Source organism: Bacteroides caecigallinarum (genome assembly GCF_021530995.1).
Classification (GTDB): Bacteria; Bacteroidota; Bacteroidia; order Bacteroidales; family Bacteroidaceae; genus Phocaeicola; species Phocaeicola faecigallinarum.
Genome location: NZ_JADYTF010000104.1, coordinates 1 through 12,660, shown reverse-complemented (window position 1 = coordinate 12,660; position 12,660 = coordinate 1). Strand labels below are relative to the sequence as shown.

Sequence of the window (12,660 nt, the reverse complement as noted above, 5' to 3'; positions counted from 1 at the left end):
CGGAGAATAAAGACACTATAACAAAAACTCTCTGCCTCACAGAGGAGGAGAGAGCTATAGCGTACCTCATTGATACTGATGACTGGTTAGAGTTATGATTTGGGTGACGCAATGATAAAGTCAGGAATAACTGTCCAGCAAAACACCATAGTTTTTATTTGATACGATGAAAGGTATTGAAACTTTAGTATTGTATTGGAACAGTTCCTCGTTTTTACCTTTATAGTTAAATTCTTCGGATTGATGTTGTCCGAGTCCGTAGAAAGCTTCATCTTCCGGCGATTCGAAAACTTGTCTTATAGAATATCCTTTTGTACCTTCAATTTCTATAGGAGTAAAAGTCTTTCCTCCTCCTTTGTTCTCCTGTAAAATTACTTTCCCGTTTTTATCAGTAAACCACAACTCACCTGTAGAGGCAAGAACATAAGCGTTTATATCATTTGTAGATATAGAAACTGTGTCGCCATTGTTTGCTACATCGAATAATGTCTTTTCCTTTTGTGGAATAACAATAAGGCTTTTGTCATCAGAGAATCTTTTTTCAGGTGTTGCCGATACATGGATAAGTTTATCACCCATTACCTGAAGACGGATGAGTTTTGCATTGTCGTTGCCTGGATTCTGTACTTTTACGACTACACCATTATCGGTAACCTCGTAAATATTGTCGGAGCATGACCCAAGCAAAAGACCTGCAAAAAGACAATAATACATGCTTTTCATATTCATAATCTTAATTTGTTGATATTTGAAATTAATTTTGTGGTCAATTATTAATTGGTCTTGGATTTATTGAAATACTATATTGCAAAATTAATAATTAAATAAGTGATTTAAAATATTATTATATTCAACATAAAATATTAATATTGTATCTGTATCATGATATTTTAGAATGTAAATCATGAAACATATAAAAAAGTGTCCCCAAATAGGCTATAAAATGCGGGCAAGTTTCACTTTAAACTTGCCCGCATTTTACCTCGAATTTGCCCATGTTTTTTCTGAGGATTGAGAAAGGCAAGTCTGTCAAGTGATACAGTGCAGATTTGACAACATACGTTGACTTTTCATTTTTGACAGAAAAAAGCAGATTCAAGTGGCATAAAACAATTTAAAAAAGAGAAAAATTTTTTATGAGGGCTCTATTTTGATTTTAAGAGGACTTTTATAAGGATTTTTTTCATTATAAATACACCTCGAATTTATTTACTATAGTTTATTATGTAAAAAAACAGTTTTAAATAATGTTCAACTTTTAAAATTTGTCCACTTTTAGATGTGGACACAAATATTAATAACTATGAATCAACTAAAGAACCTTTTTATTGCGTCAGCATTATGTGTAGGTGCGAGCTCGTGTGGCGTATCGGAGAAAAGAGTTCCAGCTGCCATTCCATCGGATCCAGAGATTGAGGCCAACATAAAGGAATGGCTTGGAAAGATGACCTTGGAGGAAAAGATAGGTCAGATGTGTGAAATAACAATAGATGTGGTAAGCGATTTTGAGGAAAGCAAGAAGCATGGCTTTGTTCTTAATCCGGCTATGCTCGACACAGTAATAGGAAAATATAAAGTAGGTTCACTGCTTAATGTTCCTTTGAGTATAGCACAGACCAAGGAGAAATGGGCTGAGGCAATAAAGCAGATCCAGGACATCTCCATGAAGGAAATAGGAATCCCCTGTATTTATGGTGTGGACCAGATACATGGTACAACCTATACCCTTGGCGGTACAATGTTTCCACAAGGTATAAACATGGCTTCATCGTTTAACCGTGACCTTGTACGTAAGGGAGCTGAGATATCCGCATATGAAACCAAGGCGGGATGTATTCCATGGACATATGCACCTGTTGTTGACCTAGGTCGTGACCCCCGATGGCCACGTATGTGGGAGAACTATGGTGAGGACTGCTATGTAAATGCTGAGATGGGTAAGGCGACTGTTGCCGGTTTTCAGGGAGAAGATCCTAACCATATCGGTGAGTATAATGTAGCTGCTTGTATGAAACACTATATGGGATATGGTGTTCCTGTTTCCGGCAAGGACCGTACACCATCGTCAATATCACGTAGCGACATGCGCGAGAAACATTTCGCTCCATTCCTTGCTGCTGTTCGTAACGGAGCATTGAGCGTGATGGTCAATTCCGGTGTTGACAACGGTATGCCTTTCCATGCCAACCGTGAGTTCCTTACCGAATGGTTGAAAGAAGACCTGAACTGGGACGGTATGATAGTAACCGACTGGGCCGATATCAACAATCTCTGTACCCGCGACCATATAGCCGCCACTAAGAAGGAAGCGATAAAGATAGCAATCAATGCCGGTATAGACATGTCTATGGTTCCATATGAGGTAAGTTTCTGTACTTATCTGAAAGAACTGGTAGAGGAGGGAGAAGTTCCAATGAGCCGTATAGACGATGCCGTATCTCGTGTCCTTCGTCTCAAATACCGTTTGGGCTTGTTTGAAAATCCATATTGGGATATCAATAAGTATGACAAATTCGGTTCGGCAGAATTTGCTGCAGTAGCCCTTCAGGCAGCCGAGGAATCTGAAGTCCTTTTGAAGAACGAGAATAATGTTCTTCCAATAAAGAAAGGAAAGAAGATACTTCTGACCGGTCCAAATGCAAATTCGATGCGTTGTCTCAATGGCGGATGGTCATACAGCTGGCAGGGACATCGTGCCGACGAGTGTGCACAGGCATATAATACTATATACGAAGCATTGTGCAACAAGTATGGCAAGGAGAATATCATTTATGAACCAGGTGTTACATATGCTCCTTATAAGAATGACAACTGGTGGGAGGAGAATGCTCCTGAGATAGGCAAGGCAGTATCGGCAGCTTCACGTGCCGATGTGATAGTGGCATGTATAGGCGAGAATTCCTATTGTGAGACTCCTGGAAATCTTACCGATCTTACCCTTTCAGAAAATCAGCGTAATCTGGTTAAGGCACTTGCAAAGACAGGCAAGCCTATTGTGTTGGTATTGAATCAGGGACGTCCGCGTATCATAAATGATATAGAACCGTTGGCCCAGGGAGTTATAAACGTGATGCTTCCAAGTAACTATGGTGGTGACGCTTTGGCAAATCTGATGTCGGGTGATGCCAACTTCAGCGCCAAAATGCCGTTTACATATCCTAAATATATCAATGCATTGGCAACATACGATTACAAGCCTTGTGAGAATATGGGTCAGATGGGCGGTAACTATAACTATGATTCTGTTATGGATGTTCAGTGGCCGTTCGGTTTCGGATTGAGCTATACTACCTATAGCTATGAAAATCTTCGTGCAGACAAGACTATGTTTACAGCCGGTGATGAAATAACAGTATCTGTAGATGTAACAAATACCGGAAGTGTTGCAGGTAAGGAACCGGTTCTTCTTTTCTCAAAGGATATGGTTGCCAGCAGTACTCCTGACAACATCCGTCTGCGTAACTTTGAGAAGGTGTCATTACAGCCGGGTGAAACAAAAACTGTAAGTATGAAGATAAAGGGTAGTGACCTAGCCTTTGTTGGTTATGACGGCAAGTGGCGTTTGGAAAAAGGTGACTTCAAGCTTAAATGTGGTGATAAATGGATTGATTTAAGCTGTTCTGAAACTAAGGTTTGGGAAACTCCTAATATATAATTGTCAATTATAAATAATAAAAGAGGGTATTTACCCTCTTTTATTTTATTTCTTTTTCAATTCTTCAGCTGGGACTATACGATAAAGCTTATCGCTAGGGCGGATTCTGTCAGGTACCTTGAACGATACATGAACACCTTTCTTTACTACATCCACCGGTTTGAGTGCCACACGTGCCTCTTCAAGGTCAACATACATTGCTCCGGTAGTAGGACCGGTGATGAGTAATTTGTCGCCAACCTTAATTTCTGTAGCTTCGATAAGGAATTCTGCCACACCAATATTTGAGAAGTATTTTATGCCACGTCCTGCATATACTTTTCTTTCCGTTGCCTCAGAACCATAATTACGGCTCCATTCTCCAAGACGCTGCCCCAGGTAGTATCCGTTCCAGAAACCACGGTTGAACACAGTCTTAAGACGTGTATCCCAATCAGCTTTTTTCTCTTCGGTGAATGTTCCTTCAAGATATGACTGGATTGCTTCTTTGTAGCATTCTACTACAGTACGTACATACTCAGGTCCGCGTGCGCGTCCTTCAATCTTGAACACACGTACCCCGGCTTCTATCATTTCGTCCATGAAGTGTATGGTCTTAAGGTCTTTGGGCGACATTATGTATTGATTATCAACCTCCAACTCAATATCACTTTCCTTGTCTTTTACTATGTACGAACGACGGCATACTTGCATGCATGCACCACGGTTGGCAGAAGCGTTCAGTTCGTTAAGGCTCAGGTAACACTTACCTGATACTGCCATACACAAGGCTCCGTGACAGAACATCTCTATTCTAACTTTTTCGCCCATCGGACCGGTTATGTTCTGTTCCTGAATAGCATCGTATATCTTACGAACTTGCTTCAGATTAAGTTCGCGTGCCAATACCACTACATCTGCAAAACGTGAGTAAAATTTCAGTGCTTCGGCATTGCTGATATTAAGCTGTGTAGAAAGATGTACTTCCTGGCCGACCTCATTACAATATGCCATAACAGATACATCTGCTGCTATGACTGCGCTAATGCCTGCTTCCTTTGCTGCATCAACAATTTTACGCATCAGTGCTATATCGTCGTCATAAATTATCGTATTTATGGTGAGGTAGCTTTTTACTCCGTGCTCATCGCAGAGGGCTGCAATCTCACGCAAATCGTCAATAGTGAACGTGCTTGCCGAACGGGCACGCATGTTAAGGCTTTCAATACCAAAATAGATAGAATCTGCTCCGGCATTAATGGCTGCTGCCAATGACTCGCGTGAGCCTACAGGTGCCATTATCTCGAAATCTTTAATTGAATAATTCATTTATTTATATTTCATTGAGTTACGGGTACAAATTTACGAAAAATATTCCATTACCTTTCTCTTTTTTTATACTCACGCAAATTGGACGTTATAGTAGAGCGCACAGTCTCCTCTGCAATTTCCATTAAAGGTTTCATTACGAAATCCCTCTTTGTCATAAGTGGATGGGGGATGGTCAGCTCATCTGTTTCCATCGTCAAATCATCGTAAAGGAGAATATCTATATCAATAGGGCGGTCGGAGTATATTTTGTTTACTGATTTCTGTGTCCTGCCCATCTCTATTTCTATCTCCTTGATAATATGAAGGATAGTTGCAGGGTCAAGCGATGTTTCCACACATAAGGCTGCATTCAGGAATGAATTCTCAGATTCGAATCCCCATGGTTCGGTTTCATAAAAAGAAGATAGGGAAGTCACCTTCCCTATCTTTTCTTCTATATTGGTTACTGCCGTTAGCAGATTGTTTCTTTTGTCACCAAGGTTTGTTCCAAGGCCTAAGAATACTTTTGCCATAATTATTTGTCAAGTATAAGCATGGCATCACCATAAGTTCCGAAGCGGTAGTCTTCTTTAAGTGCGATGTTGTATGCATCCATGATAAGTTCATATCCACCGTATGAGCAAACCAGCATAAGCATTGTTGACATAGGCATGTTGAAGTTGCTTACCATTGAGTTTGCCACACTGAAATCGTATGGAGGGAAGATGAACTTGTTTGTCCATCCTTCGTATTCCTTGAGATGTCCGTCTGTACTTACTGCAGTTTCAATAGCTCTCATTACTGTTGTACCTACAGCACAGATGTTATGGCCGTTGTCTTTGGCATTGTTGACGATGCGACATGCTTCTGCATTGACAAACATTTGTTCTGAGTCAACTTTATGTTTTGTAAGGTCTTCAACGTCTATTTCGCGGAAATTTCCAAGTCCTGCATGCATTGTGATGAATGCAAAGTCGATACCTTTGATTTCCATACGCTTCATAAGCTCGCGACTGAAGTGCAATCCTGAAGCAGGCACAGTAACCGCACCTTCGTTCTTTGCAAAAATGTTCTGGAAACGTTCCTCGTCAATAGCCTCTGCGCGGCGGTTGATGAATGGTGGCAATGGTGGTTCGCCAAGTGCATATAGGGCTTTCTTGAACTCATCATGCGGACCATCGTAAAGGAAACGTAGTGTACGTCCTCTTGAAGTAGTGTTGTCTATCACTTCGGCTACCATAGAGTCGTCTTCGCCGAAATACAGTTTGTTGCCGATACGTATCTTACGTGCCGGGTCAACAAGAACGTCCCAAAGACGAAGCTCCTCGTTGAGTTCTCTTAAAAGGAATACTTCTATCTTGGCACCTGTCTTTTCTTTGTTTCCGTACAAACGTGCAGGGAATACTTTAGTGTCGTTAAAGATAAACACATCCTTGTCGTCGAAATAATTCAGGATGTCCTTGAACATCTTGTGTTCTATTTCGCCTGTAGATTTGTGTACTACCATCAGGCGTGACTCGTCTCTGTAATCTGTAGGATACAGAGCAATTTTTTCGTCCGGCAATTTGAATTTGAATTGTGACAGTTTCATCTTTTTGGTCCTTTCTTTCCTTAATCGTTTGTAACTTTAATATCTTGCTTGTCGAGCCATTGCTCGAAATCTTCTATTTTCATACAGTCCTCAAGTTTCACATCTCCTACACGGGTACGTATCAATCCTGTGAGGTGTGCTCCGCTGTCCAGGGCTTGTCCGATATCTCTTGCCAAGGCTCTGATGTAAGTTCCTTTACTGCAGACTACTCTGATTTTTATTTCAGGCAGGTTACATTCCAAAAGCTCTATATCATCTATAACAAGTGTCTTGGCTTTTAGTTCAACTTCGTTACCTTTTCTTGCAAGGTCGTATGCTCTTTTACCGTCTACCTTACATGCTGAGAATACCGGTGGCACCTGTTCTATGGTTCCTATGAATTTTTTCAGTACTTCCTCCACCATTTCGCGTGTGATATGTTCGGTGGGATAAGTAGCGTCTATCTCCTTTTCAAGGTCGAACGACGGAGTGGTAGCTCCCAGTTGCAGAGTGGCGATGTATTCCTTGGTGTGATACTGAAATTCTTCTATTCTTTTTGTTGTCTTTCCGGTGCAGATAATCATCACTCCCGTAGCAAGAGGGTCAAGTGTTCCGGCATGTCCCACTTTTATTTTCTTCACCCCCATTTTGCGGCTTATGTGATATCTAAGCTTGTTTACTACAGCAAATGATGTCCACTTCAGCGGTTTGTCTATGTATAGAATTTCTCCTTCCTTAAAATCCAGCATACAGACCGTTTTAGTTGAGTAATGATACAGCTATAGTTATGGCACCGGCTATGGCACAATAAATACCGAAGTAAACCAGTTTTCCTTTCTTCACGATGTTTATCATCCATTTGCAGGCTATACATCCGGAGATGAAGGCCGCAAGGAAACCTGCTATAAGTGCGCCTATAGACATTTCAGCGTTGGCTGCCGATGCGTCTTTCACTATTTCCATTCCGCTCAATAATGCTTCACCCAGTATCGGAGGAATAACCATAAGGAATGAGAATTGTGCAAGTGTCTCTTTCTTGTTGCCTAATAACAATCCTGTGGCTATGGTAGAGCCTGAACGTGACAATCCCGGCATTACTGCACAAGCCTGTGCCAAACCGATAATGAACGCGTCTTTCATGCTGATTTTCTCTTTGGTGCGAGGCTTGGCATAATAAGAGAATACCAACAGAGATGCAGTGACCAACAGCATTATTCCTACAATCAGAAGTCCTGAACTGAATATGTCTTCTACATAGTCTTTGAAGAACACTCCTACAATACCCACAGGAATCATGGAAACTATGATGTTCAATACATATTTTGTCTCTTCGTTCATCTGGAATTTGAACAGACCACGGAAAATCCAGTCTATCTCTTTCCACAATATTACCAGAGTACTAAGTACGGTCGCCACATGCACCACAATGGTGAATGTCAAGTTTTCTTCACCTTCTATTCCAAAAAGTGCAGAGCCGATGGCAAGATGCCCACTACTGCTCACAGGCAGGTATTCTGTGAGTCCTTGAAGGATTCCCAGAATAATAGCTTCAATCCAAGTCATGTTTTGTTATTCTTAATTTTCGATATTTTCTGAAATTGATTTTGGTTTACGCAGTATGCCGTATATCATGAAAATAAATCCTACGAAGCATACAAAAGGTGCCACTTTGATGCGGCGTACACTGAAAATGTCAGGTTCGAATGCTGTTTCTGTCGAACCCGGTCCTGTCATCAGCAGAAAGCCGATAATAATAACTGCCATCCCTATTCCCAGGAGGATGAAGTTTGTCTTGTCGAATGCAAATTTGGTTCTGTCCATATTTTGATTATATTATTGTTATCAATACAGTTCGCTTATTTTCATACGCAGATATTTGTTTATTGATATATATGCGCAAAGTGTTGTTATTATTATACCGAAAATCATTACAGATACGGCTACAATCATTATACTCTCCGGTGATACTATAGCCAGTAACTCGGGCTCATATTTCACGGCAGTGTATGCCGATGCAGTAAGAATGGCGTTTGCCACAGCTCCAGAAAGTATTCCTATCCATAGATTTCTGGTGATGAACGGACGGCGTATGAACCCCCAGCTTGCACCTACCAGTTTCATGGTGTGTATAAGAAATCTCTTTGAGTAGATGGTCAGACGTATGGTATTGTTTATCAGTGAGAATGAGATAAGTGAAAGCAGAACAGCAAGTCCAAGCAGGAAAGCGCTTATTTTCTGAAGGTTTCTGTTTACGGAATCTAGCAAATTCTGAGGGTAACTGATTTCAAGAATATTTTTGTTTGCCATCAGTTCCTTTTCTATCCATTTTATGCTATCCGGATGAGTATATCCAGCATTCAGTTTTATTTCTATTGAAGCGTTGAATGGGTTATGTCCGAGAAACTCACTCGGGTCTGTGCCCATAGCCTCTATCTGTTCTTTCAAAGCCTGATCTTTGGATATATATATAGTTTGTTTTATATAGTTCTTTTTATTTAGGCTTTCCTGAAGCTTTATAATTGATGTCTCTTTAATCCCATCATCAAGTATAGCGCTGAAGGCAATGTTTTCTCTGATATATACAGAAAGATTATTTGCAGTAAGTACAAAGAATACTACAAGTCCCAGCAAAAACAATACCATTGTGGTACTTATTCCTGCTGTGATAAATTGCATGTCGAATATTGACTTATGTTTTCTCATAACTGTTTCTTCCTGAATATATAAATCATTGAACTGCTTTTGTCTTTATGGTTGAGCGATGCAATCCAAGCCTTTGTTCCTGTTAATAATCCGCGTACGAAAGTATGCGATTTCTTCATATACTTCTCGCTGAGCATTGACACGTAGAATGCGTCGAACGGCATAGGATGTCTTTCAGTCATCACAAATCCGTGTTTAGACGCGAGCTTCTTGATAGTTGTCGGTGTGAAGTGCCACAAATGTCGCGGAACATCGTATGCTGCCCACATTTCCTTATATTTCACTGCATCATAAGAAGCGGAATTCGGTACGGCGATTATCAATGTACCACTGTCTTTGAGTATTTTGTACAGTGTATTCCATGTACGGTCTAGCTGTTCCAGATGTTCCATTACATGCCAAAGTGTGATAACATCGAACGATTTTTCTTTTATCGTAAATAATGTGTCAGGTGTATTTACATTCAGACCGAAATGTTCTTTTGAGAATTCTCTTGCCTGAGAGCTTTTTTCGATGGCAGATACTTGCCAGCCTTCTCTTTTCATTTTGTCGGCAAAATATCCGGTACCTGTACCTATGTCAAGAAGTCTTCCGCATGTGAGGTTACTGCTTTTGCTTACAAGTTTTGCTTTTTCTGAAAGCATATACTTCCTTACCTTATGATATACAGAGTTCATAAGGCCTTTGTGGGTGTCGCTGTGTGAAATGTAATCAGGTGATTCGTAATATCGGCTTATCTCTGATTCTACAGGCGCATTTTGAGTAAACATAAAGTTACAACTCAAGCAACGGTACAAATCGAATGATTCGCCCGTGGCATAATGGTCTGTACATGTCATAACCTTTTCAAACTGGCTTTGTCCGCATATCGGACACTTATCTATATATAGTTTACTCACTTTTATCCCTAATTTGCTGCAAAATAACAAAATAAATAGGTATTTATGGCATTTGTTTAAAAGTTTTTAAGAGTAATGCCGCATATTCATTGTTTTTTCTTATCTTCGTATAAAAATTTAATCTGTGATTATGAATAATAGAAAACTTACACGTTCTAACGACCGTATGATAGCAGGAGTATGCGGCGGTCTTGCGGAATATTTCGGACTGGATACTACTTTGGTAAGAGTTGGCTATGCATTGTTGACAGTATTTACTGCATTTTCCGGAGTAATTGTATATCTCATATTAATGATTGTGATGCCTGAGAGAAAATGGTAAATATTGATCTTATCTGAATTTATCCACAATTTCCATAATAGCCTTTCCGTATTTCTCCACAGTTTTTTTGCCGATACATTTGACGCGGAGAAGTTCGCGCTCATTCTTTGGCATTAGGTTAGACAGGCCGATAATGGCTTTCTGCTGGAGCACTGTATATGCCGGCAGTCCTTGGTCGGCAGCCTCTTTTCTGCGCCATTCCACCAGTGCACGATACAGTTCCATATTACCGATATCGCTACTTTCAAACGGAATATTCTTTTCTGTTTTTTCACGTTTTTTGCTTGCTGTAGCTTTTGTCTCTTCCATGCTCAGTATCGCACGTTTGCGAAGGAAATCCTGCACGTGGAAACCTTTGTCGTGAACATGCTCCATAAGGGCAGACTTTATTCCTACTGCATTCGTCAGTTCTTCGAATGCAGTTTCAATTCTTTTCCGTATTTCCTTGTTGTCGGATGTAATATCCGTACTGTCCAGCAGGTCCTGAAGTGGTCTGAGCATATCTGCAAAATACTGTGACGCGCTGAATATGCGATCTTGCAGTGCTTTGTCCGTATCGCAGTTGTCGGTCTGTGCAGTCATGCGCGTGTATTGGTTCTCGAATTTCGAACTTACTTCCGTTATTGAATGTTTGAAACGTTCAGCTTCATTCTTATACATTTCCAACTGTTTGGGGTATGTCCTATATAAATGTTCATCCACCAGTCTGATATAATGATTGAGTGAAATCTCCATCTGCCGGAATCCGAAAAGCTGTTTCAGCAGTTCGGTAAAATATTCTCTTTGCATGGCAGAGCATTGCTCCATGGTAGGAGTGGTTTTACGTTGCTCGTCGGTAAACGAGTCTATCACTCTGTCGCTTATCATAGCTCCGGCAGAGATTGGCGAGCTTAATACTAAGCCCTCAAGAGTACGGCATCGGCTAAGTGCGACATATGCCTGACCATGCGCAAAGGATGATGACACATCTATAATGGCCTTGTCGAATGTAAGCCCCTGGCTCTTGTGGACTGTAATCGCCCATGCCAGTTTCAGTGGGTACTGCTTGAATGTACCTTCCACCTCTTCCACTATCTCTTTTGTCTCTTCGTCAAGTGTGTATCTGGCATTTGCCCATTCGGCTTCTTCCAGAATCACCCTGGTGCCGGTTTCGTTCACCATCACTTCTATTCCTTCGTGCGAGACGTTGGTGATACGTCCTATAGTTCCGTTGGCATAACGGTGCATACCCGATATGTCGTTTTTCACGAACATCACCTGTGCACCTTTCTTCAGCTCTAGTTCAAGGTCGGTTGGGTATGAATAGTCCGGAAAGTTTCCCTCTATGGTAGCCTTGAATTTATAGCTTTTTGTCGGTAGTTCGTCCAGTTTTCTTTGGTTTATCTGTTGTGCCTGTACGTTATGAGTAGTGAGGCGGATATATCCGTCGTCATTATTAGGGTTGAAGCCGGGTATATATCTGCTGTTCAGCTCTTTTATGTCATTACTCGTGCAGCGGTTTTCCCTTATGGCATTCAGCAGCGAGAGGAAGTGAATGTCGCTCTGGCGATAGACTTTTTTTAGTTCTATAGTACAGAAAGAAGTTTCTTTGAGCGCATGGCTTGAGAAGAAATATGGCGAGTCGTAGTATTCCGAAAGCATCTGCCATTCGTCGTTCTTGGCTACTGGTGGAAGCTGCTGTATGTCGCCAATGAGCAGAAGTTGCACTCCGCCGAACGGTTTGCTGTTTCGCCTGAACCGGCGAAGCACATCGTCTATGGCATCCAGAAGGTCTGCACGAACCATACTTATCTCGTCTATCACAAGCAGGTCAATACTTCGCATGATGTTCAGCTTCTCCTTTCCGAAGCGGAAGCGGTATTTGGCATCGCCCCCAAAAGCAGTTCCCGGAATGTAGGGTGCAAAAGGAAGCTGGAAGAACGAGTGTATTGTCATTCCTCCTGCATTGATTGCGGCTATACCGGTAGGTGCAAGGATAATCATTCTCTTGGGAGATTCTTTTACCAGTGTTCTCAGGAATGTAGTTTTACCTGTACCGGCTTTCCCGGTCAGGAATATATTAGTCCCTGTCTGTGCTATCAGTGTATTGGCTAGTTCAAGTTCCGGATTTGTATTCATGTGAGATTCGCTTTAATTCAAGACTGTATGGCAAATATAATTCATTTATTTCTTTCATCGACCTGAAAAAATCATTTTGTGCTGTAGAAATTATATTTTATTC

The 12,660-nt window shown here is 41.1% G+C and carries 12 protein-coding genes; 2 read left to right on the top strand and 10 right to left on the bottom strand.

The genetic code is table 11. From position 1 onward, the window contains the following. Nucleotides 1-120: 120 nt before the first annotated feature. Entirely contained in the window at nt 121-729 is a 609-nt protein-coding gene (locus tag I6E24_RS12845; RefSeq protein WP_317218736.1) for an alpha-glucosidase domain-containing protein, read from the bottom strand. 574 nt (nt 730-1,303) lie between these two features. Between I6E24_RS12845 and I6E24_RS12840 the strand changes: the two genes are divergently transcribed. Beyond that, the gene (locus I6E24_RS12840) at nt 1,304-3,655 is read left to right on the top strand and encodes a glycoside hydrolase family 3 N-terminal domain-containing protein (protein ID WP_235328930.1); all 2,352 of its coding nucleotides are present in this window, start codon (nt 1,304-1,306) and stop codon (nt 3,653-3,655) included. Between the two features lie 45 nt (nt 3,656-3,700). Here the strand turns inward: I6E24_RS12840 and I6E24_RS12835 are convergent, their stop codons facing one another. From I6E24_RS12835 to I6E24_RS12800, 8 genes are read right to left on the bottom strand one after another with little or no spacing between them, the layout of a single operon-like run. Further along, nucleotides 3,701-4,963 (bottom strand): peptidase U32 family protein, encoded by a 1,263-nt coding sequence (locus I6E24_RS12835; RefSeq protein WP_235328929.1) that lies wholly within the window; start codon nt 4,961-4,963, stop codon nt 3,701-3,703. Nucleotides 4,964-5,013: 50 nt separating this feature from the next. Further along, on the bottom strand, nt 5,014-5,478 hold the full coding sequence (folK, locus tag I6E24_RS12830; RefSeq protein WP_235328928.1) for a 2-amino-4-hydroxy-6-hydroxymethyldihydropteridine diphosphokinase: 465 nt from the start codon (nt 5,476-5,478) through the stop codon (nt 5,014-5,016). 2 nt (nt 5,479-5,480) lie between these two features. Then, nucleotides 5,481-6,536, bottom strand: coding sequence for a tRNA preQ1(34) S-adenosylmethionine ribosyltransferase-isomerase QueA (queA, locus tag I6E24_RS12825; RefSeq protein ID WP_235328927.1), 1,056 nt, complete (start codon nt 6,534-6,536; stop codon nt 5,481-5,483). Between the two features lie 20 nt (nt 6,537-6,556). Beyond that, complete coding sequence (gene truB, locus I6E24_RS12820) at nt 6,557-7,261, bottom strand: tRNA pseudouridine(55) synthase TruB (RefSeq protein WP_235328931.1); 705 nt, start codon at nt 7,259-7,261, stop codon at nt 6,557-6,559. A 13-nt stretch (nt 7,262-7,274) separates the two neighbouring features. Next, nucleotides 7,275-8,078, bottom strand: coding sequence for an undecaprenyl-diphosphate phosphatase (locus I6E24_RS12815; RefSeq protein ID WP_154045005.1), 804 nt, complete (start codon nt 8,076-8,078; stop codon nt 7,275-7,277). A gap of 12 nt (nt 8,079-8,090) precedes the next feature. Beyond that, nucleotides 8,091-8,336: a DUF3098 domain-containing protein gene (locus I6E24_RS12810; protein WP_154045006.1), complete on the bottom strand. Its 246-nt coding sequence runs from the start codon at nt 8,334-8,336 to the stop codon at nt 8,091-8,093. A 21-nt stretch (nt 8,337-8,357) separates the two neighbouring features. After that, nucleotides 8,358-9,218, bottom strand: a complete 861-nt coding sequence (locus I6E24_RS12805; protein WP_235328926.1) for a cell division protein FtsX — start codon at nt 9,216-9,218, stop codon at nt 8,358-8,360. Next, on the bottom strand, nt 9,215-10,117 hold the full coding sequence (locus I6E24_RS12800; RefSeq protein ID WP_235328925.1) for a class I SAM-dependent methyltransferase: 903 nt from the start codon (nt 10,115-10,117) through the stop codon (nt 9,215-9,217). Before I6E24_RS12800 ends, I6E24_RS12805 begins: the two co-directional genes overlap by 4 nt. 130 nt (nt 10,118-10,247) lie before the next feature. On the opposite strand from I6E24_RS12800, the gene I6E24_RS12795 reads away from it, so the two are divergent. Next, nucleotides 10,248-10,439, top strand: coding sequence for a PspC domain-containing protein (locus tag I6E24_RS12795; RefSeq protein ID WP_235328924.1), 192 nt, complete (start codon nt 10,248-10,250; stop codon nt 10,437-10,439). A gap of 9 nt (nt 10,440-10,448) precedes the next feature. On the opposite strand, the gene I6E24_RS12790 is transcribed toward I6E24_RS12795, so the two are convergent. After that, the gene (locus I6E24_RS12790; RefSeq protein WP_235328923.1) at nt 10,449-12,557 is read right to left on the bottom strand and encodes an HRDC domain-containing protein; all 2,109 of its coding nucleotides are present in this window, start codon (nt 12,555-12,557) and stop codon (nt 10,449-10,451) included. Nucleotides 12,558-12,660: the final 103 nt, after the last annotated feature.

Excerpts from the sequence above, each read along its gene's own strand:
- I6E24_RS12845 (WP_317218736.1), bottom strand. The coding sequence starts at position 729 with ATGAATATGAAAAGCATGTATTATTGTCTTTTTGCAGGTCTTTTGCTT.
- I6E24_RS12840 (WP_235328930.1), top strand. The coding sequence starts at position 1,304 with ATGAATCAACTAAAGAACCTTTTTATTGCGTCAGCATTATGTGTAGGT.
- I6E24_RS12835 (WP_235328929.1), bottom strand. The coding sequence starts at position 4,963 with ATGAATTATTCAATTAAAGATTTCGAGATAATGGCACCTGTAGGCTCA.
- folK (WP_235328928.1), bottom strand. The coding sequence starts at position 5,478 with ATGGCAAAAGTATTCTTAGGCCTTGGAACAAACCTTGGTGACAAAAGA.
- queA (WP_235328927.1), bottom strand. The coding sequence starts at position 6,536 with ATGAAACTGTCACAATTCAAATTCAAATTGCCGGACGAAAAAATTGCT.
- I6E24_RS12815 (WP_154045005.1), bottom strand. The coding sequence starts at position 8,078 with ATGACTTGGATTGAAGCTATTATTCTGGGAATCCTTCAAGGACTCACA.
- I6E24_RS12810 (WP_154045006.1), bottom strand. The coding sequence starts at position 8,336 with ATGGACAGAACCAAATTTGCATTCGACAAGACAAACTTCATCCTCCTG.
- I6E24_RS12805 (WP_235328926.1), bottom strand. The coding sequence starts at position 9,218 with ATGAGAAAACATAAGTCAATATTCGACATGCAATTTATCACAGCAGGA.
- I6E24_RS12795 (WP_235328924.1), top strand. The coding sequence starts at position 10,248 with ATGAATAATAGAAAACTTACACGTTCTAACGACCGTATGATAGCAGGA.
- I6E24_RS12790 (WP_235328923.1), bottom strand. The coding sequence starts at position 12,557 with ATGAATACAAATCCGGAACTTGAACTAGCCAATACACTGATAGCACAG.